The organism is Enterocloster sp. OA13 (genome assembly GCF_022440595.1).
GTDB classification, from domain to species: domain Bacteria; phylum Bacillota; class Clostridia; order Lachnospirales; family Lachnospiraceae; genus Enterocloster; species Enterocloster hominis.
In genome coordinates this window covers 5758550-5778961 of sequence record NZ_JAKNTF010000001.1, presented here as the reverse complement: position 1 = coordinate 5778961, position 20412 = coordinate 5758550, and the positions used below count along the sequence as shown (strand labels likewise).

General features: G+C 49.5%; 16 protein-coding genes and 1 pseudogene. 7 read left to right on the top strand and 10 right to left on the bottom strand.

Annotation, left to right across the window (positions count from 1 at the left end):
- Window positions 1–3 precede the first annotated feature (3 nt).
- The 4 genes from MCJ35_RS25855 to MCJ35_RS25840 all read left to right on the top strand — a co-directional run bounded on the left by MCJ35_RS25855 (window position 4) and on the right by MCJ35_RS25840 (window position 4089).
- Window positions 4–1062 carry an SIS domain-containing protein gene (locus MCJ35_RS25855; protein ID WP_025484554.1) on the top strand — a complete coding sequence of 353 codons (1059 nt, stop codon included), beginning with the start codon at window positions 4–6 and terminating at the stop codon, window positions 1060–1062.
- A 35-nt stretch (window positions 1063–1097) separates the two neighbouring features.
- Complete coding sequence (locus MCJ35_RS25850) at window positions 1098–2204, top strand: SIS domain-containing protein (protein WP_025484555.1); 1107 nt, start codon at window positions 1098–1100, stop codon at window positions 2202–2204.
- Window positions 2205–2269: 65 nt separating this feature from the next.
- Complete coding sequence (locus MCJ35_RS25845; RefSeq protein ID WP_025484556.1) at window positions 2270–3118, top strand: transketolase; 849 nt, start codon at window positions 2270–2272, stop codon at window positions 3116–3118.
- Window positions 3119–3123: 5 nt separating this feature from the next.
- Window positions 3124–4089, top strand: coding sequence for a transketolase family protein (locus MCJ35_RS25840; RefSeq protein ID WP_025484557.1), 966 nt, complete (start codon window positions 3124–3126; stop codon window positions 4087–4089).
- A 97-nt stretch (window positions 4090–4186) separates the two neighbouring features.
- Here MCJ35_RS25840 and MCJ35_RS25835 read toward each other — a convergent pair whose 3' ends face one another.
- The 6 genes and pseudogenes from MCJ35_RS25835 to MCJ35_RS25810 all read right to left on the bottom strand — a co-directional run bounded on the left by MCJ35_RS25835 (window position 4187) and on the right by MCJ35_RS25810 (window position 14859).
- Window positions 4187–4951 (bottom strand): DeoR/GlpR family DNA-binding transcription regulator, encoded by a 765-nt coding sequence (locus tag MCJ35_RS25835; protein ID WP_025484558.1) that lies wholly within the window; start codon window positions 4949–4951, stop codon window positions 4187–4189.
- A gap of 173 nt (window positions 4952–5124) precedes the next feature.
- On the bottom strand, window positions 5125–6723 hold the full coding sequence (gene abc-f, locus MCJ35_RS25830) for a ribosomal protection-like ABC-F family protein (protein WP_025484560.1): 1599 nt from the start codon (window positions 6721–6723) through the stop codon (window positions 5125–5127).
- 296 nt (window positions 6724–7019) lie between these two features.
- Window positions 7020–8366 (bottom strand): annotated as a pseudogene (locus MCJ35_RS25825) (MATE family efflux transporter); the annotation flags it as partial.
- A gap of 436 nt (window positions 8367–8802) precedes the next feature.
- Complete coding sequence (locus MCJ35_RS25820; protein ID WP_025484563.1) at window positions 8803–12138, bottom strand: EAL domain-containing protein; 3336 nt, start codon at window positions 12136–12138, stop codon at window positions 8803–8805.
- A 108-nt stretch (window positions 12139–12246) separates the two neighbouring features.
- Window positions 12247–13077, bottom strand: coding sequence for an AraC family transcriptional regulator (locus MCJ35_RS25815; protein ID WP_008723251.1), 831 nt, complete (start codon window positions 13075–13077; stop codon window positions 12247–12249).
- Window positions 13078–13404: 327 nt separating this feature from the next.
- Window positions 13405–14859 (bottom strand): aspartate ammonia-lyase, encoded by a 1455-nt coding sequence (locus MCJ35_RS25810; RefSeq protein ID WP_008723249.1) that lies wholly within the window; start codon window positions 14857–14859, stop codon window positions 13405–13407.
- A 342-nt stretch (window positions 14860–15201) separates the two neighbouring features.
- Here MCJ35_RS25810 and MCJ35_RS25805 point away from each other — a divergent pair, with 342 nt between their 5' ends.
- The 3 genes from MCJ35_RS25805 to MCJ35_RS25795 are packed head-to-tail and all read left to right on the top strand — an operon-like array spanning window position 15202 to window position 16335.
- On the top strand, window positions 15202–15420 hold the full coding sequence (locus MCJ35_RS25805) for a spore coat associated protein CotJA (RefSeq protein ID WP_008723247.1): 219 nt from the start codon (window positions 15202–15204) through the stop codon (window positions 15418–15420).
- Window positions 15413–15709: a spore coat protein CotJB gene (locus MCJ35_RS25800; RefSeq protein WP_008723246.1), complete on the top strand. Its 297-nt coding sequence runs from the start codon at window positions 15413–15415 to the stop codon at window positions 15707–15709. The genes MCJ35_RS25805 and MCJ35_RS25800 overlap by 8 nt, the downstream gene beginning before the upstream one ends.
- Window positions 15710–15723: 14 nt before the next feature.
- The gene (locus MCJ35_RS25795; protein WP_008723243.1) at window positions 15724–16335 is read left to right on the top strand and encodes a manganese catalase family protein; all 612 of its coding nucleotides are present in this window, start codon (window positions 15724–15726) and stop codon (window positions 16333–16335) included.
- Window positions 16336–16410: 75 nt separating this feature from the next.
- On the opposite strand, the gene MCJ35_RS25790 is transcribed toward MCJ35_RS25795, so the two are convergent.
- The 4 genes from MCJ35_RS25790 to MCJ35_RS25775 all read right to left on the bottom strand — a co-directional run bounded on the left by MCJ35_RS25790 (window position 16411) and on the right by MCJ35_RS25775 (window position 20378).
- Window positions 16411–17337 carry a LysR family transcriptional regulator gene (locus MCJ35_RS25790; RefSeq protein WP_008723242.1) on the bottom strand — a complete coding sequence of 309 codons (927 nt, stop codon included), beginning with the start codon at window positions 17335–17337 and terminating at the stop codon, window positions 16411–16413.
- 88 nt (window positions 17338–17425) lie between these two features.
- Window positions 17426–18697 carry a TRAP transporter large permease gene (locus MCJ35_RS25785; RefSeq protein WP_008723239.1) on the bottom strand — a complete coding sequence of 424 codons (1272 nt, stop codon included), beginning with the start codon at window positions 18695–18697 and terminating at the stop codon, window positions 17426–17428.
- Window positions 18691–19215: a TRAP transporter small permease gene (locus tag MCJ35_RS25780; protein ID WP_025484567.1), complete on the bottom strand. Its 525-nt coding sequence runs from the start codon at window positions 19213–19215 to the stop codon at window positions 18691–18693. The genes MCJ35_RS25785 and MCJ35_RS25780 overlap by 7 nt, the downstream gene beginning before the upstream one ends.
- Before the next feature lie 62 nt (window positions 19216–19277).
- Window positions 19278–20378, bottom strand: a complete 1101-nt coding sequence (locus MCJ35_RS25775; RefSeq protein WP_025484568.1) for a TRAP transporter substrate-binding protein — start codon at window positions 20376–20378, stop codon at window positions 19278–19280.
- Between the last annotated feature and the right edge of the window lie 34 nt (window positions 20379–20412).

Here is a 20412-nt window from a genome sequence, read left to right as displayed (position 1 = left end):
TTTATGATTGACACAAGCGGTTCCATTTTCTGGAGGGAAATCTTCCAGCAGCCAGAGGCTGTCGCTGACTGTATTGCGGCAAACCGTGATTTTTGCCGGCAGATTGGCGAGGAGGTGAAAACCCGCGGTATTAAAACAGCGGTATTGGTAGGACGCGGTTCCAGCGACCATGCAAACCTGGTCGGGCGCTATCTGCTGGAAACAAAATGCGGCATGATAGCAAGCATCAGTGCCCCCAGCGTTGTCACAGCTTATAAGGCATCCCCGGATTACTCCAACGTCTTGATGATAGCCGTATCCCAATCCGGCGCGGCTCAGGATATCTTTGAAGTAATGAAAGCATGCGACAGCCAGGGCGGTGTCTGTGTGAGCATTACAAATGTGGAGGATTCCCTGATGACACAGGCCGGCAGCTACAGACTCAATAACCATTGCGGCCCGGAACAAAGCATCACTGCGGGAAAGTCATATATGACGCAGGTGACCATACTCACCATGATTGCCGCATACATATCCGGCGATGAAGAATTGCTGGACACCTTGGACAAAGCCCCGGAAATCGTAACCGCCGCCCTTACGGGATTGGAAGCACAGGTACGCGATGTTGTACGTTTTTACAGGGAAACCGAACATCTCCTGCTGGTGGGACGCGGGTTAATGGATGCCGTGGCCAATGAAGCCGAATTAAAGATACAGGAAACAAGTTACCTGGATGCACGCTGTTATGGTTCGGCCGATTACCGGCACGGCCCCATTGCCACTGCCCAGCGGTTCACCCCATATATGTTTTTCCTGGCAGACGAAAAAACAAATTACTGCGGCGAGGCATTACTTAAACGCCTGAAGGAAGAAACAGGTATCTGGTGTACGGTGATAACAAATAAGCCAGAACTTACCGTCCTTGGCGATACAAGCGTGCTGCTTCCGCCGGAATACGATGGCATAAAGGCTGTATTTACGGCCGCCGTATTCGCACAGATGTTCTCCTGCCTGTGCAGCCTAAGCCGCGGCTTTGACCCGGACGCTCCCAAGGGAGTAAGCAAGAAGACCGTTACCATTTAGTTTCCCTCCGCAGAAAACAGAAAGGATTGAAAATCATGAGCACAACAGAGATTTCCATGCTGCGCTATATCCAGGAAACCCCCGCCCAGGTACGTGCCAATATTGAGGACAGCAGGCATCTGACCGGACGCATGGTGGACCTCTACCTAAGCCGCCCGTACCGGACCATATGGTTAGTCGCCTGCGGTTCAAGCTGTAATGCCTGTCATTGTGCACGCTACTATATGAAGAGCCGGCTTGGCGCAGAAGTAAAAATTGTCACTCCCTTCACATTCAACCACTATGAACATGACATGACACCAGAGGATTTCGTGGTATGCATTTCCCAAAGCGGATGCAGCACAAACACAATCGAATCACTGCGCCTGTGCCGGAAACTGGGCGTTCCGGCCATAGGGCTTACAGGCAATATCCACTCTGATTTCAAGAATGAGGCGGATGAAGTCATTGATTTCGGCCTGGGCGGTGAAAAACTGGATTTTGTCACAAAAGGAGTCGTAACCCTGACAGCCTTTTTAATGCTGTTTGCCCTTCATGCGGCCCACGCACAAAACATACTCAGCGATGAGGACGTAATGGCGGACAAAAATCAAATGATGGCCTGCATGGACAGCTACGATGCTCTGATTGCAGCATATCCCGCCTATTTTGAGGCAAACAAACAAAAGCTCCTTTCCATGGAACGTGTATATCTCATCGGCGCCGGAGCAAATTATGGCACCGCTTTGGAAGGTGCAGTAAAAATTGGTGAAACCGTACATATCCTGGCTGTGGGATACGAGATAGATGAATCCATCCACGGCCCCCAGATCCAGTTGACGCCCAATTATAATCTTTTCTTTTTAGACCCGGGCGACGAAACAAGCGCACGCATCCGGCAGGAATGGCAGGCCGCGCAAAAAATAACAGACCGCGTATTTGCCCTTTCCAACAATCCCGCCCTCAAAGGGGCAGGAGTAATGCGTGTACCTGCAGTGGAAGACGAGTTGTTCAGCCCGCTGTACAGCCTTGCATTCGTACAGCTGACCGCCTATTATGTTGCCGAGACAAACTACACCTGGCATCAGCATCCGTTAATGCAGGATTTTAAAACGATGCTGTCAGGCAAGTCCGACACATATAAGGCCTATGACTGCACTTAATAATCCTTATCCCACGGCCTTGGCCGCACTGCATTCAAAAAATCCACTTTAAGGAGGTATGATTCATGGAAGCAACAGAGCGTAAGATACTAAAAAAATTCTCGGCACAGCTCAGGATTGATCAATTGGAAATGTTTAAACAGCGGGGTATGGGACATATTGGCGGATGCCTGTCCGTTACGGAACTTATCAGTGTACTATATGGGAAGCAAATGAAATATGATCCAGACAATCCTGATTGGGAGGGCCGCGATTACCTGGTCATGAGCAAAGCCCACGCAGCTCCCGCGGTGGAGGCTACATTGGCTGAAAAAGGATTTTTTGATAAACAGCTTTTACTCACAATGGATAATATCGGCACCCATATCCCAAGCCATGTCGACCGTCTGTTAACACCCGGCATTGATGTTACCGGAGGTTCCCTGGGGCAGGGCGCCAGTATTGCCGCAGGAATTGCCTACGGACTGAAACATGATGGTATTAATGACCAGTATGTGTATGTATGCATTGGTGACGGCGAGCTTAATGAAGGGCAGAACTGGGAGGCCTTCCAGTTCATGGCCCACAATGGTTTAAATAACTGTATCGTATTTATTGACAATAACAAACGCCAGCATGACGGATACTGTAACGATGTACTTAAGCCTTTCAGCTATGAAGAAAAAATGAAGGCATTCGGATTTTGGTGCAAAACAGTAGACGGAGCCAGTGAGGAAGCCATAGACAATGCAATCGAAGAAGCTAAACAGATAAACGGCAAAGCTATCTGCATCGTTCTGGATACAATCAAAGGCCAGGGCGTAAAATACTATGAAGACATGCCGGACAACCATTCCCCTAAGGTATTTGAAGAAGGACGCGCCATGATTGACGCAGCCATTGCAGAACTAAAAAAAATCACAGAGGAGGAGTAAGGGCTATGCTGAAACAAAATAGAACAAAAGAACTGGGCGGCGAACTGCGCAACCAGTTTGGGGCCACCCTGAAAGAACTGGTCGAAAAGGATGACCGGATCATGATACTGGATGCAGACCTTGGCGGCGCATCATTTTTCCTCAGATTTAAGGAAAGCCATCCCGACCGCTTTGTAGATACAGGCATCTGTGAGGCGAATATGTTTGGTGTGGCTGCCGGACTTTCATTGCGGGGATTCACACCGTTTGTACATACAATGGCCGCATTTGTAACGCGGCGCGCCCTTGACCAGCTTTATATCTCATGCGCCTATCAGAAGAACACCATAAATATCTTCGGGTCTGATCCCGGTTTCTGTTCCGGATTTGACGGGGGAAGCCACTCCTGCTTCGAAGATCTTGCCGTCATGCGTACCATCCCCAATGCCATTGTATGCGACCCCTGCGACCAGGTACAGCTGGACTGGATGGTCCGTGAATGCGCATCCCGCCGGGACGGCGCCATACACTACATCCGCGCATACCGCAAAAACGTGCGCGAGGTATACGGGCCTGATACAAGATTCGAGGTAGGAAAAGGCCAGATACTGGTACCTGGTTCTGATGTATTGTTAATAGGCAGCGGATATCTGATGAGCGATGCCCTGGATGCAGCCGAATCCCTGAAGGAAAAAGGCATCAGCGTGGAAGTCGTGGACCCGGTTACCGTAAAGCCCTTTGATGAAGATCTTATCCTTAGGGAAGCCCAGGGCAAAAAGCTGGTAGTAACTTATGAAAACCACAGTATAATAAACGGAATCGGCAGCGCTGTGGCTGACGTGCTGGCAAAGCATGGTGCAGGCGTACCACTGTTAAAGCTTGGCATAAATGATGTATTCGGACAGGTCGGCATAGTGGATTTACTGAAAATAGAATTCAAACTCACAAGCAATGATGCGGTAAACGCCATCTTAACCGCGCTATCCAACTAAAGATACATGATTGTACTACAGTAAAAACCGTCAGGACAAGGTATTGAGATTCTTGGTCCTGACGGTTTCCTGTTTTAAGCCTCATAAAAATTCCATACTAATCATTCTGAACCACGATAAAATTGGGTGGAAGCAGTATATCCTGCTCCTGAGGAGGACTGACTATTATGCTGTCAAATGCACTCAGGTTCGAAAAACGGCAGAAGCTTGTTTTCCCAAGTTTGCTCGAATCAGCCAGAAGGTAGTTCTTATTCGAATACTTCATTGCAACTTCCTTAACAGGGACAGTGTCAATATCATCATTGTAAACCATCTGGTGTACAAGTTCAATTCCCGAACACCCAAAAAAGGCATGGTCGAAATGAAATTGCGACACCATCTTCTCAGTGTATACCCCCATTGTACTCTCATGAAATTGTGTATAATGACCGCCAAGGAGGAAAATATCTACATTCATCTTCTTTAGCCTTCGCGGTATAAGAAGATTATGCGTGACAATCTTAATCTTCTTATCCTGGATAAAATCAATCATGGGAGCAATTGTAGTACCTCCGTCAAGAAACACGCAGTCCCCATCATGGACAAAACTGGCTGCAAATTTTGCAATGGCGTTCTTTTCCTCTGTGTATTCAGCAAGCTTTTCACTGGTCACAAGCGGCGTAACATGATCTGGCACAATCGGTTCCACGCGCTTGGCACCAGAGCGGACACGTACAACAAATCCCTCTTTATCAAGCCGTTCGAAATCACGGCGGACCGTTGCTTCTGAAACATCCAGTTCGGATGCTATTTCCTTAAGTGAAACAGTATTTTTATCCCGCAGCTTATTTAAAATATAGCTGGCGCGTTCTGTTGCAATCATATTATGCACCCCTCACAGTTTAATACTTGCAAATTATTACAAAAAATTGCAAACTCTGTTTGCATTTGTCATATATAGAATAACCTATTCCGCAACAAATTACAAGATGTTTTCTATAAAGAAGTATGCCTGACAGCAAAAGAAAGGAAAACCGCCAACCAGCTATCAATCCCTTAACGCATCCCCTCCTCCCCACCCTCATAATCCTCAACCCGCCCCGACGGCAGCATCAGCACCCGGTTAATCCCAATCTGCTCAACAAACCTCATATTGTGGCTGACTACCAGGATAGTCCCTTCAAACAGCCTGAAGTTCCTTCCGATAACCTCCTGTGTTTCAGGGTCAAGATGATTGGTGGGTTCATCGAGAATAAGGAAATTCGCCTTTTGCAGCAAAATCTTACATAGTGCAATACGGGCCTTTTCGCCTGGTGACAGGACCTCAGCTTTTTTATAGATATCGTCCTCAAAAAACAGAAAATTGCTCAATACGGAACGCAGCTGTTTCACCGGACATCCCTGGGTGCTGACATTTTCCAGGACCGTTTTTTGCAGATCCAGCTGTTCAAGTTCCTGGGCATAATAGGCCACATCTGTTTTGGGATGGAACCGGATTTTTCCTCTGTCCGGGGTATGGATACCCATCATCAGCTTAAGCAGCGTGGACTTTCCAACCCCGTTTTCGCCAACCACCAGGAAACGTTCCTTTCCATTGATATGAAAACTCAGGTCTTTATACAGATAGGGCTGGTTTGGATAATGAAACCACAGGCTGTCCACCTCCAGAGGGATACCGGCGCCCTCCCGCAGGGGGTGGATATCCATTTTCACACGCCTGCAGGCCCCTTCGCGTCTGTGCAGCGCATCCTGTTTCTTCTCCAGGCGCAGCGCCCGCTCCTGGCCCATGCGCTTTATGGCATGATTGGTGCGGCTTGCCTGTCTTGCCCGCTGTACAAACCCTGCCAGTTCCTTTATCTCCTTTTCCTCCCTGGCAATCACAAGTTCCCTCAGACGCTTTTCCTGTTCGTATTTCTTTTTGTAAGTATCATAATTTCCATCATATACGGATATCTTGTGCGTGGATTTATTAATGAACAGGACTTTATTTATAATTTGGTTCAGAAAAGCTATGTCATGGCTGATAACCAGGACCATGCCTTTGTAATTCCTTAAAAAATCGGTCACAAATCCCCTTGTCCCAGCGTCCAAATGATTGGTGGGTTCGTCCAGAAGCAGGATTTCCGGCTTCGAGTACAGGAGGCGGGCAAAGGCTATCTTGGATTTCTGGCCCCCGGACAGCCGGTTAAGCGGCATATCCAGTAAATCAATATCAATCTCCATACGTTCAATAATCGTAAGCAGGATACTTTCCGCCTCATAACAATCATAATACTCTAAGCGCGACTGCAGCCGTTCCATCCGTTTTAACAGGCTGGTCTGCTCTGAAGCCTCCGCGGTCTCCAGTTTCTGGTAAACCAAGTTCAATTCATCTTCCAGCCTGCCTACCGGACGCCCTTCCTGCAGATAATCCAGGACCGTACGTGTTTCCTCCTCAATTACGATTTCCTGGGGCAGGTAGCCCATCCGTAAATTTCCTGCCATGATACTGCCGCTGTCTAATTCCTGCTCACCCAGCAGGATACGGAACAGGGTTGTCTTTCCTGCTCCGTTGATGCCAACGATGCCTGCTTTATCGTATTGATTAATGCTAAAATCCGCATCATCGTATATTATTTTATTTCCAAAGGCCAGGTTCATTTTACTGCCTTTCATCATTTTACTGCCTTTCATCATTCTATCCTTTAACCTCCTCAATCTATATCCGGCCCGTCCTCTGCGCCATACGCCGCATCCTTCTTCTGCCCTATTTCCTCTTCCATTACCCGCCCTATTGCCTGTTCCATTTTCTTCCTCATTTTCCGCCCTATTGCCTGTTCCACTTCCTGCCCCATTACCTGTTCCATTTTCTGCCCCATTTTTTGCCCTATTTCCCGTTCTATATCCTGCCCTATTTCCTGCCCTATTCCCTGCCCATTTTCCTGCTCCATCTCCAGCTCCACCTGTCCATAAATCAGTCCTCTGCCCTCCCATCCCCTGCTCTTAAAATAAACCCATCCAACCACAGCAGGTATCAAAGGCGAAAGCGCCTGTCCGATATACACACCGGGAAATCCAATCCCGGCAGTAAATGCCAGCAGCCAGCTTACAGGAAGCCTGACAATGACCGCGTCCAACAGGGCATTGATCATGGCAATATTGGCTGAACCGATGCCGATGGCAAAGGAATCAAATGTATACATGACTGCGTATATCAAGCTGTTTACCCCACAGCATATCCTCAAATAAAGGATTCCGTCTTCAATCACATCCGTACTGACCGGGTCAAATAACATGATGATTGGCTTTGCAAAAATCTGTACCAGGATGGCTGCAATGAGGGTAATTGACAGGTTCAGCCCCAGTCCTGCCCTCGTTGTTTCCTTTACCCTTCCTATCTTTTTGGCTCCCATATTCTGGCCCGCCATGGCTGTCACAGCCTGCCCGACTGCCCAGCAGGGCATGCCGGCCAGTGTATTGACCTTTAACCCAACGCCGGAGGCCGCGGCAACCGAGACACCAAAATTGTTAAGCATGCCCGTAATCAACAGATAGGAAATATTGACAACAGCCATCTGAATGGCGGCGGGCAGTCCAACCTTCAAGATAGCAGCCGCCTTATCTCCCTTAATGGTAAAATGATTGGGCCTGAAATCAAAAATAAAGTCTTTTCCCTTTAAATGTACGACAGATATCACAAGGGAAATGCCTTGCGAAAAAACAGTGGCATAGGCAGCGCCTTTTGTCCCTAACCCCAGCGGCCCCACCAGGATGATGTCCAGCACAATATTAACCACGGCGGCAGCCGCAACAAAATAAAGAGGGCTTTTAGAATCCCCTAACCCTTTCATGATGGAACACACAGCATTATAACCAAACACAAATACAGTTCCCCAGCAGATGATCCTCATATATCCGCAGGCGTCCTCCATTGCCTCCAAAGGAACATTCAGCACCCGGAATAGCGGTTCATATACATGAAGCCCCATGACAGTAACAAGAATCGAGGCAATAAAAGCAATTGAGAACAATGTCCCCACGGTCTCCCTCTGTCCCTTTTCATCACCCGCACCTTTATATTGGGCAGCCACCACCGTGCCTCCCATGGTAATACCGATACACACAGAGTTGATGATAAAGCCAATCATGGATGCATTGCTTACCGCGGCAAGTCCGTTTTTGCCCACTACCCTGCCCACCACCAGCATATCAACAATGCTGTAAAATGATTGCAGTAAGTTAGCCAGCAGTAAGGGAAGCGCAAAGGCAATCAGCTTGCGGGGCACGCTTCCTGTTGTTAAATCCTGTTTATCTTTCATTATTAATCCTTCCTCTCAAAACAAAAAAACAGAGGGACTGCACCAATCCAGTGCGCCCTCTGCTTTCCGGCTAAATAATCTTATCCATAACAGAAGGCGGCAGACCAAACATTGTCTGCCGCCCAAATAACCAAATAGATAGTGATGAATCTCTATTGGAAAACACGAAAATGAAATCCCAAAACTATTGTTTTGGAACAATATCCCTGCCAAACATCATTTTCGTATTTTCAGGCTCCGTACAATGTTTCATACTGTTAAATTGTGCGGAGCTATAATCAATGCAGAACTTTCCGAATAACATTGCACTCACCCTTTCCTTACATATTACATCATATTATAGCCACTCCCCGGAGCGCTGTCAAGCTGCCTGAATGACGGGACATGCCTGCTCTTGGATAATGGGATATGACCGCATCAGCGGGACAGGTATCGGTCACTGCCGGGAATCCTCATTCTTTCCCATCAGGAAATTCCTCTCATACTCCTCTACCTCCATGGGTTTCCCATACAGGTATCCCTGTCCGATCATGCATCTGCATTTCTTCAGATACGCTTCCTGCAGTTCCTCTTCTATGCCCTCAGCAATGGTCTGTATCTTCATATCATGGCACATGGATATGATATGCTTGACAATCTGGCCGCTGACCTTATCCCGGTCAATCTTATCCACCAGGCTCTTATCCAGCTTCAGCACGTCAAATTCCACATCGGAGAGGATATCCATGTTGCTGTATTTGGTGCCGAAATCATCCAGGGATATCCGGTAGCCAAGCTTCTTAAACTCCGCCAGGGCCTTATATACCATGTCCCGTCCCAGCTCCCCTATGCTCTCTGTCACCTCTATCTCCAATTTATTGGGATGCACGTCATATTTTTTCGCAATGGATGCCACGCTGGATACAATATCTGCATTGAGCAGGGTCATCCTGGAGAAATTAAATGACAGGACCTGCTCCCTGTACCCTATCTGGTCCCACTGCTCCAACAGACGGCAGCACTCCTCAAACACGAACAGGTCCACATAGCTTATCAGGTTCTCCCTCTCCAGTAAGCCGATGAACCTGGAGGGCATGATGATTCCCTTCTCTGGATGGTAATACCGTATCAACGCCTCCGCCCCCGCACAGGTGCCGGTCTTCAGATACAGCTTTGGCTGCAGCACCACCCTGAACTCCCTGCTTTCAATGCTGTGAAGCAGGCGTTTGATTAAATCCAGGCGCCCGGAACCGGTAAGGCTGGGTTTTGTCTCATAATACCGCTGCTTGTCAATCCGCATCAGTTCCCCTGCCTGCTTCATGGCCCAGTCCAGATTCTTCTGCCTGTCATCCCACACCCTTCCCGCGGAAACAGACAGATTCTGCCTGCTGTTCATTTCCCGGATAAGGGCGCCAAACCTGTGCTCGAACTCAGAGTAGGATATATTTTCCATTATGATATCAAACTCATTGCTGTTCAGGCGGAACACCGCACAGTCGCCAAACTGCTTCTCTATGATGCCGGCTGCCTGGCGGATCAGCGCATCCCCTGCCTCGGTCCCCCTTGTATCGTTAACCGACTTCAGGTCATTGATATCAATTATGATGACGCCGATGGAAACAACATTGTCCGCCTTAAAGGACCTGCGGAACCGGTCATAGCTGCTCCTGTTGAGAAGCCCGGTCAGGGAATCATTATAAATGCTGTATTCCAGCTTCTTTGCATCCTGCCGTTTACTGATTTCCTGTGCTATAAAATACAGAAGCATATCAACCAGATCCAGGGAATCCTGAACCTTGCGCTCCAGCATCACTATATAGCCCAGTTCCCCCTTTTTACAGACTATGGGGAATACAGCCATATTGGAAACCTGTTCCCGCTCCATATCCTGATAAAGCTCAAAGGACTCGGGCAGGATATCCTGTGGTTCCTCAATATCCCTGACACCGCCCTGATGGTTCTGGTCCAGCCACGCCTGTATATGGCTTTCCATGTCCCCGCTGACAGGAGGACAGTTACTTTCGTCCCTGCAGCAGGCGCACTCATAACCGAATTCATTTTCCTTCTGAAGGTATATAAGGATATGTCCGGCCTTATAATGGTCCGCCAGCACATCCATCAGGCGCCTCATGGACTCCTCCAGGGTCCTGGCCTCTATCATGGCATAGATACAGCTTATCACCTTATTAGCCACCTCTGCCCTGGCATCCGGCCCGCTCTTTAAGGGTTCTGCCTCCCCGCCATCATAGGCAGCCTCAACCCCAATGGTGAGGACAGCAGGCATTCCTTTCCACTCCACCATGCGTGTCTTCATCAGACGCTTTATGCCCTGCCTGGCATCTGTGTTTTCCCACAGCGAGAAACGGTCCCATTCCCAGTTAAAGCCATTGCAGAACATACATGGCCTGTTGTTTCCATAAAACAGTTCATAACATTTATGGCCGCGGCAGTCTTCCTCTGCCCTGCCGATCATCCTGTAATATGCCTGGTTGGCTTCTATCAGTTCATATGTATCAGGGTCAATAAGACAGGCTGCATCGCCTACTGCTGATAAAAGCTGGGCAAATTCATCCTCCTGGGGTTCCTGTCCCTCCCTGTCCCGCGCTTTATCACTGTCTTTCCTTCCCTCTTTATCCAACAGGCAGAATACGCCGAATATGTGATTACTTGCAGGTTCCTGATACATATATACAGCCAGCTGGACACGGCGCAGCCTGTCTCCTTCAAAGAGCCGCCTGTAATTCATGGAGACCCTGTGTCTGCCTGCCTCAAACCTTGCCAGAAGGCTTTCCCTGTCAAAGTACAGTTTAAAGTCCTTCCTGTCCTCAGGCTTGACGCTTTTATTCTCCAGCAGGTTCAGCAGCTTGCTGTAACTGTGCTCCTCCAGATGCCCCAGGTAGCGCTTCCAGGTCCCGTAAAGCCGCATCACCCGGTCCCCAGTCAGGTCCACCTCGGCATGGGCCAGGGAATCTTCTAAAAGCAGCTGGTTGACCCGGGCCTGTCTGATATAGGCGTTCTCCAGTTCCTTGAGCCTGGTGATGTCCTCAAACCGCCCCAGTACAATCTCCGGGCAGCCCTCCTCATATGACAGGACCTCCAGCTCCATGGCAAACCAGCTGTATTCCCCATTCCGGTTCTTAAGCTTTACCTCACAACGCGCGTGGTCCCCTCCTGTGCGCAGGACGCGGAATGCCTGCAGGAATGTCTCCTTGAACCCGGGATGGACCATATCGGAGTCCGCCCATACCTCGGGAAATCCTTGTATCTGCTTCTCCGTACCGTATGTGACCTTGCGGTCCGTATAGATAAGGGCCGTCCCGCTGGTCATATTATACTCAAAAACTTCTTCCCAGCTTACATTCATGGACCATCGCTTCATCTGCTCCAGGTTAGCCATATTCTGGTGATATCCGGTTATCAGGATTCTCCCGTCCCGAAGCTGGCGGGACCTGCCTGCGCACCGCACGGGAATATCCCCCCACTCAGGGTGGTTCCATGTATACTGGACCTCACACAGCTTGCCCGTATGGACAATCCGGTTCATGACATCATTTACATAGGCATGATTCCCCCTGTTGATCCGCTTGTACCAAAACTCAAAGCACGCCTCAGGGGACAGGTCCTCCTTCAGTCCCAGAAGCCTGGCCATGGTTCCATCAATATAAAATTTTATATTCCGCATATCCCTGTCTGTCACCATGTTCCACAGCCCCAGATCCGACATATGCAGGATATCCTGTACCCAATCCATATCGTGAAATACAAAGCATTTGGTGAAATCCCTATGTTCCATTCTTTTTTCCTCGTCTGTCTGCAATATTCCGGCAACTGTTTACTGTCTTTTATTATACCATCACTTTAAAAGCTTACCATCCGTTTTTTATGTTTTTTCCGTCTGTAATCAGAAATCCCTGCTTTTATCCATCTCAGGCAGTCCGGCTCCTCCTTTGTCCGTGGGCGCGCATCCGAACATCTTCTTATATGCGCGGAAAAAGCTGGAGTAATCCCCGAAACCCGCATTGGAGGCCGCTTCCGCCGCCGGTATCCCTGCCGAAAGTTCCCCCCGCACCACCGCCATGCGCTTGTATAGTATATAACGCGCCACCGTTGTTCCGGTTGCCCGCTTGAAGATGGAGGTCAGATGGTTCTTACTCATGTAAAATGTCCCGGCAAGCCCTTCCAGGGTCAGCGGCTCCTTCAGGTGTTCATTGATATAGCGGATTATCTCCCTGGCCTGGCCTTCCTTTCCCCTTAATGTCCCGGATGCGTCCTGGCAGATTGCAAAAATCTTAGTCAAAATGGACAGCAACCGTGCGCTAATTGCAATATCCTGTAAATCTTTCCCATAGGAACCGCACTCCTCAAGGGCATGGAAATACCACTCCATCTGGAACTGTTCCTCATAGCAGCACCAGCCCGGGGCAAACGGCTTCAGCAGCATCTCCTGCTCCCGTTCCCCCAGAAGCTCCCTTACAAAATGCACGCGTATGCGGTGGTACTCTTCCCCGTCCAGCACCTTTAAGCCGTGGAAACATCCGGGAGGGATGACGATAAGGCTTCCGGGCCTTGGAATATAGGACCTCCCTTCCAGAAGATACTCCACATTACCCGTTATCATATAGTAGATCTCATAGCTGTCATGGCAGTGCATCTTATACTCCATATCCGCCTCATCACTGCGTGTATGGGCATACATCACCCCGCTGGTCCTAAAGCTTTCCTCCTGGTACAATGCGCGTCCTTTCCGCCGTTTACACACGGCTCCTTCACTGTTAGGTCCATTGTACCAGATAATGTGCGGATTGCAATATTTTTTTGGCGTATGACAATGGTTTTTGCAATATAAATATCCTATAATATGTCCTGTAAGCAAGAGGACATACAGCAAATGAATTGTTGCGAAAACCGAAAGGGCCCTCCCCCTTTCACACATTTTATCCCCCTTTATACACAATACAATACAATTACAAAAATGCCAGACATCCCCAGTGTCTGGCATTTTTGTGCTGTATGGGCCTTTTCTTTATCAGTTCCAGCAATCTTTAGCTCTTTTGCCCATCTAATCCAATTCCTCCGCACGGTCCTTCCCGCCGCCGGCATTTCCCCCCATCTTATGATACTCCACCAGATGTCCCGGCTGTGTCATATCCTTAAGATTAAGGCACTGGTCCAGCTGGGCTTCGGTCATCAGCTTCTCATCCAGCACAATCCGCCTTACAGGGACTCCCGTTTCCATGGAGCGCTTGGCGATATCCGCCGACTTTCTGTATCCCAGGGCCGGGCACAGGGCGGTTGCAAGGGCGGCGCTGGACTCCACCAACCTGCGGCAGTGCTCCCTGTTGGCGGTAATCCCCAGGATACAGTTGTCAATCAGTGTCTCCACCGCCCCCTTGAGGGTGTCGATGGACTCAAATATCTTATAGAATATCACAGGCTCAAATGCATTTAATTCCATCTGTCCTGCCTCGGCCGCCATGGTCACGGTAACATCATTGCCAATGATGTTAAATGCCACCTGGGATACAACTTCGGGAATCACAGGATTAATCTTTCCCGGCATGATGGACGAGCCATTCTGCCTGGGCGGAAGGTTAATCTCCCCCAGCCCTGCCTTTGGCCCGCTGGACAGAAGGCGCAGGTCGTTGCATATCTTGCTAAGGTTCACGGCGCAGATGCGCAGGGTGGACGAAGTATGTACGAAGCAGTCCAGGTTCTGGGTGGCGTCAAACAGGTCGTCTGCCTGGACACACTCGGTCTGGCACACCAGATTGATGTTGCGGATGATATGGAACAGGTAGACAGGGTTCACATTAATGGCCGTGCCCACTGCGGTGGCGCCGATGTTCAGGTATTTAAGCTCATCCATCTGTTCCCTGATCCTTCTGATGTCCCTTCCAATCACTGCCGCATATGCCTCAAAGGACTGCCCCAGGCGGATGGGGACCGCATCCTGAAGCTGTGTCCTCCCCATCTTCACCACATCATCAAATTCAATGGATTTCTGGTGAAGGGCTTTCTGCAGCCGTTCCAGTTCATCCAGAAGGCCGGGCAGCAGGCCCAGGATGGTCAGCTTGCCGGCGCAGGGTATCACGTCATTGGTGGACTGGGCCATGTTCACATGGTCATTGGGATGGACAATGGAATAGTCCCCCTTTGTCCCGCCCAGGATCTCAATTGCCCGGTTGGCAATCACCTCGTTGGCATTCATATTGGCAGAGGTCCCGGCCCCGCCCTGGATGGCGTCCACGATGAACTGCCCGTGAAGCTTCCCGCCTATGATTTCATCACATGCCGCCACGATGGCATTCCCCACACGCTCATCCAGCACATGGGCTGTCATATTGGTAAATGCAGCCGCCTTCTTGATCCTGGCCAGGTTCCTGATAAACTCCCCGTGGAGCGGTCTTCCCGTAATATGGAAATTATTCTTTGCCCGCAGCGTCTGCACCCCGTAATACGCCTTTACCGGCACCTCCATCGTGCCGATGGAATCAGATTCCTTCCTGGTAACCATTTGATACCTTCCTTCCGCAATCTTGTATTGACAGGCGCCCGGCCCATGCCTCCCCTTGACGCCCATCTGTATACCTGGATCATAGCACGTTCCGGTTCAAAAGAAAATACTTTGGGAAACTATTTGTTTTGTTAACTATATTAAGTTAAAAATTAATTTTAATAATATATTTGTCTCGTTTCCTTAATTTAATAAGGTATTCAAATTTCCATACCGCTTATTTATGGTTATACTGTCATATTTTAATGGCTCTAAAAATCCGTTTCATGCCCATACTAATCATGAAGCCAGAAAGTGGCTGAACCATGTCCTCATTTTTTTTAACAGAAAGGAGTGTTATTCATGAATTTATGCAGCTGTGGATCAAACGTACCTGCATCCGAATGCGGATGCGGCAAGGAACTTCCTGCTCCCGGCCCTGGTGTCCAGTTAGCAATCGCCACCGTTCCCATGCAGCCCTGGGAAACACCGTATGAGCCGGCAAAAGCCTTGAAACAGGGAACCATCTTCCCATGTCTGGACCTGCCATTCTTCTTAGTAGGAGGTGAAAAACATGTCTGACCGCTGTACCCTGCTTCAGCAGATTAATGAAATCAGTTTTGTTGTCAATGACTTAAACCTTTATCTGGATACCCATCCGACAGACGCCAGCGCCCTGGAGGAATTCAGCCAGGCAATGGCAAAGAGAAGGCAGCTTTTGGACACATTTGCAAAGGAATATGAACCCCTGACCTTAAACTGTGTCTGCCCTGATACCAACAACAAATCCGAATCCCACACAAAATACCCCGGACAGAAACATTTCACCTGGTCTGACGGACCTCTGCCCTGGGACATCCAAAACAATTAAGGAGGTGCCATGCCATGTGGACTTATGAAAAACGGTTACAGTTTCCCGTAAAAATCACCCAGACCTGCCCTAAGACAGCGTCTTTAATCATCAGCCAGTTCGGCGGCCCTGACGGAGAGCTTGCCGCATCCATGCGTTATCTTTCCCAGCGCTACACCATGCCATGCAAGGAGGTAGGCGGACTGCTGACAGATATTGGTACAGAGGAGCTTGCCCATCTGGAAATGATCTGCGCCATTATCTATCAGCTGACCAAGAACCTGACCGCTGAACAGGCAAAAACCGCTGGTTTTGACGCCTACTATATTGACCATACCACGGCCCTGTGGCCAACCGCCGCAGCCGGCGTGCCGTTCAATGCCTGCGAATTCCAGTCCAAGGGCGACGCTATCACGGACCTCCACGAGGACCTGGCCGCGGAACAGAAGGCAAGGACCACCTATGATAACCTGATCCGTGTCATCGAAAACCCGGAAGTACGCGAACCCCTTAAATTCCTGCGCGCCAGGGAAGTGGTTCATTTCCAGCGTTTCGGGGAGGCGCTGGAAAAAATCAAGTCCAAACTGGACGAAAAGAACTTCTATTATTTTAACGCTGAGTTTGACAAGCAGTTTGTAAAAGAATAAAAGATACCGTTTCAGATAAAAGAAAACCAGGCTGGCCGGCAGATAATATAATTACCTGCCGGACTTCCCGGTTTATCAGGGGTTCAGGATGATTTCACAGTCAAATTCCGGATGGAATATGGAGGTGGCCTGCTCCTTCATATAAGTGACGAAGGTCTGCACCGCAAAGGACAGGTACTGGTTCTTCTTGGTAATCATCACGACCCTCCAAAGGGAGGAGGAGTGTTCGATATCCACCTGCGCTATACTTGGCTCCGGGTACATATCTAAAATACGCCGCGGGATGATGGAGATGCCCATGTTAATCTTAACCAGCTGGACGATAAAGTCCCACTGGGATGCCTCTACCAGGACGCGTGGCTCGAATCCCGCCTCCCTGCATCCGTTGATGATGTTACTGTTCAGCATATACTCCTCACCCAGCAGCACAAATTTTTCGTTGCGCAGCTGCTCGTATCTGACACTGTCACATCCGGCCAGCTGGTGCTGTGTGCTCACCACCAGGACATTCTTATCCTCCACAACCGGCACCACGTCAAATGCGCCGGTGATGACCGGACAGATGGTAAAACCCACATCCAGTTCGCCCTTATCCACCAGTAACTGGATATGCTTTGCACCGTGCTGGTCAATCTGGAAATCAATGCCCGGATACAGTCCTATGAATCCTGCAATCAGGCTTGGGAATACGCAGGTTCCTATAATAGGCGGGATACCCACACGGATCACGCCCTTCTGCAGGCTTGTCAGGTCATGCATGGCACGGAAAATAGAATCATGCTGTTCTATCACGCCCTTCGCCATGGCATAAAGCTGTCTGCCGCAGTCAGTAATCTGCACTTTTTTTCCTGACATGTAAATCAACTGCACTCCCAGGTTTTCTTCTAAGTGCTTCATGGCCTTACTGAGAGTAGGCTGGGAAACATACAGTTTTTTCGCTGCTTCGGAAAACCCGTTCGCCTCTACAATACCAACAAAATACCGGAGTTGTTTGATATCCAAATGGCCCACCATCCTTATCTTGCATCCATCCTAACATCTGACCTTTCATTTGTCAATGAATGGCTTCAGAAAATCCCCCTCCCGCCAGTCAGGCCATCCGGCTGGGCAGCCATAAGCTGATTGCCGGAACCAGATTAACCAGTACCAATATGAAAAGCATCATGAATATATACGGCCACAGAGGTCTTACCACACGTTCAAATGGACGGTTAAAGGTTCCCACCGACACGAAAATATTCAGTCCGAACGGCGGCGTCAGCATGCCGATTGCGCAGTTTAATACAATGATCATGCCCAGGTGAAGCGTATCAAGCCCAATGACCTGTGCCATGGGAAGCACCAGGGGCGTCAGCACGATGACAATGGAATTGGGATCCATGAACATGCCGGCTACCAGGAACAGCAGGTTGATGATAAGGAGGATAACGTAACTGGATGTCCCTGAGGTCAATGCCACAATCTTCTGAGGCACCTGGGCCGCGGTCAAGATCCAGGATAAGAGGGAACCTGCTCCAATCAGGATGAATATCATGGCAACCATCCGCCCGGATGTGATGCCGATTTCAAATACATCCTTAAGTGTGATGGAGCGGTAAATGAATAGTTCCACTACCAGCACATATGCAACCGCCACCGCGGCCGCTTCCGTAGGCGTCATGACCCCTGCATAGATTCCTACCAGGATGATGACCGGAAGCCCCAATGCCCAGAACGCTTTCCCGGTTGCCTGTAAGACTTCCTTGAAGGTAGCCGGCTTTTGACGTGGTATTTTGTTACGGATTGCATCGATACAGACATAGACGCTGAAAACAATGGCAATCAAGACGCCCACCGAAAGCCCTGACATGAACAGCTTTCCTACCGAAGCGCCTGCCGAGACACCATAAAGGATCATTGCAATCCCGGGAGGGACCAGCATTGCCAGCGTACTGCTTGCAGTAATGCATCCAATGGCGGAATCAGGGTCATATCCGTCCTTGCAGAGCGCCGGATAAAGGATTAAGCCGATTGCCACGATAGCTGCCGGTCCTGCGCCTGAAATAGCGCCGAAAATCGTACATGTGACAACCGTGGTAATCGCAAGCCCACCTGGCAGATGTCCAACCAGCTTATTTGCAAAGTTGACCAGCTTATGTCCGATATCCCCCTTGGACATGATATCAGCCGCATACATGAAGAACGGGATGGACAGCAGGGAAAATGTATCAATCCCGCCCACCATACGCTGTATGGTAAGGCCCATGTCCATACCCGGGAAATTCATATGCAGGGCCGCCAGACATGGGATTATCATGGACATGAATATAGGTACCCCAAGAATCAGAAGCCCCAAAAAAAGCACACCGCAGACCGCTAACATTCCGTTTCCTCCTTTCCTGCCCTGAAGCCGCTGCATAATTTCATGAAATTACGCAGGTATACATACGACATCAGGCCAAATCCAATATTCGTGGACAGATAGATCAGCCAGATTGGAATCGCAATGGCAATACTGGTATTGCCGCCTTTATACTGCATGATGGTAAACCCAATGCTGATATACGTCATATAAACAGACAGGCCCACACTGATCAGGCAGATAAGGGCCTGATAAGCCAGCTTTGCCCTGCCCTTCAAAAAATTAGACAACAGGTCCACGCCCACATGTGTATGATACCTGGCGCAGGAACTGATTCCAAAGAAGGTTACCCAGACCACCACATACCGGGCCAGCTCCTCAGACCATGCGAATGCGGTCTGAAAAAAATAACGCGCAATCACATTAGCAAACACAATCCCGGAAATAGTAAGCAGACCCAGACTCATAACTACATTTTCTATTTGTTCTGTAGCACAGTCAATACGCTCCAGAACACTTTTTTTCTCCAGAGTGTCCATTCCTAATTCTCCCTTATTTTAAAAAACCGGGCAGCATTTTCAGATGCCCGGTCATATCATGTTTACTGTTCCCCGGTAATTTCTTTTCTGGCAGCCACTATGGCGTCATAAATCTTCTCGCCTTCCGCGCCCTGGCTGGTGCGGGCATATTCCTGTACCGGAACCATGGCTGTGCGCCATGCTGCTTTCTGCTCATCGTTCAGCTCATGGATTGCTGTTTTCCCGGTATCCGCAATCAGCTTTTCATCCTTTTCAGCCAGTGCAAGGGTTTCCTCAAGACAGACGCGTCCGCCCTCCCTGACGCCTTCCGTGATTGCTTCCTGTATATCCGCATCCAGTCCATCAAACCATGCCTTATTAATCAGCACAACCTGGTCCAGACCTGAATGGTTGGTCTTTGTAATATCCGTCTGCACTTCATGGAACTTCATATCATAAATGGTATCGATAGGATTCTCCTGTCCATCCAGCGCCTTATTCTGAAGGGCACCGTAAGTCTCCCCGAAATCCATTGTGATGCCGGTAGCGCCCAGCACTTCCGCCTGTTTAAAAAGAATCGGCGAGTTCATCACGCGGACCTTAAGCCCCTTCATCTCAGCCGGGTCGAGCAATGGCTTGTTGGCGGACCACACCTTATAACCGGTCTGCCAGATTGCCATGGTCAGGATGCCCTTTTCCGTGGTGGTGTCCCTAAGGGATTTGATTGCATCGGACTGATAAAGCTCATAGAGCTGTTCCGGGTCATCCGGCAGAAGATACGGCGTATCCAATAAGGTCATCATGGGGCAGGTACCGCCCAGATAAGCGGTGGGAACAACCACACACTCAATTGTGCCGAACTGCGCGCCCTCTACCTGGTCCCTCTGTCCTCCCAGCTGGGAGGATGGGTAAATCTGCGCCTCCACCCTGCCGCCTGTCTTCTCTTCCACCACCTCTGCCAGCTTCTGGCATCCCAGGTCGCGGGCGCTGCCTGGTGAGGATACGTGGCTGATTTTCATGACAATCTTATCTCCGGACGGAGCCTTTGTCTCAGCGCCGCCCTCAGCAGCCGTTCCCTGGGATGCCGGTGCTTCTGTCTGCGGTTTGGCGCTGCCGCCGCATGCGCCCAGGAAGAATGTCATTGCTAAAGAAACTGATAAAACTGCCAAAACCCTTTTTTTCATTGTAACCCTCCTCATGTTATATTAATATTTATAT

Coding starts and splice junctions, on each gene's coding strand:
- MCJ35_RS25855 (WP_025484554.1), top strand. CDS start 4: ATGATTGACACAAGCGGTTCCATTTTCTGGAGGGAAATCTTCCAGCAG.
- MCJ35_RS25850 (WP_025484555.1), top strand. CDS start 1,098: ATGAGCACAACAGAGATTTCCATGCTGCGCTATATCCAGGAAACCCCC.
- MCJ35_RS25845 (WP_025484556.1), top strand. CDS start 2,270: ATGGAAGCAACAGAGCGTAAGATACTAAAAAAATTCTCGGCACAGCTC.
- MCJ35_RS25840 (WP_025484557.1), top strand. CDS start 3,124: ATGCTGAAACAAAATAGAACAAAAGAACTGGGCGGCGAACTGCGCAAC.
- MCJ35_RS25835 (WP_025484558.1), bottom strand. CDS start 4,951: ATGATTGCAACAGAACGCGCCAGCTATATTTTAAATAAGCTGCGGGAT.
- abc-f (WP_025484560.1), bottom strand. CDS start 6,723: ATGAAAGGCAGTAAAATGAACCTGGCCTTTGGAAATAAAATAATATAC.
- MCJ35_RS25820 (WP_025484563.1), bottom strand. CDS start 12,138: ATGGAACATAGGGATTTCACCAAATGCTTTGTATTTCACGATATGGAT.
- MCJ35_RS25810 (WP_008723249.1), bottom strand. CDS start 14,859: ATGGTTACCAGGAAGGAATCTGATTCCATCGGCACGATGGAGGTGCCG.
- MCJ35_RS25805 (WP_008723247.1), top strand. CDS start 15,202: ATGAATTTATGCAGCTGTGGATCAAACGTACCTGCATCCGAATGCGGA.
- MCJ35_RS25800 (WP_008723246.1), top strand. CDS start 15,413: ATGTCTGACCGCTGTACCCTGCTTCAGCAGATTAATGAAATCAGTTTT.
- MCJ35_RS25795 (WP_008723243.1), top strand. CDS start 15,724: ATGTGGACTTATGAAAAACGGTTACAGTTTCCCGTAAAAATCACCCAG.
- MCJ35_RS25785 (WP_008723239.1), bottom strand. CDS start 18,697: ATGTTAGCGGTCTGCGGTGTGCTTTTTTTGGGGCTTCTGATTCTTGGG.
- MCJ35_RS25780 (WP_025484567.1), bottom strand. CDS start 19,215: ATGGACACTCTGGAGAAAAAAAGTGTTCTGGAGCGTATTGACTGTGCT.
- MCJ35_RS25775 (WP_025484568.1), bottom strand. CDS start 20,378: ATGAAAAAAAGGGTTTTGGCAGTTTTATCAGTTTCTTTAGCAATGACA.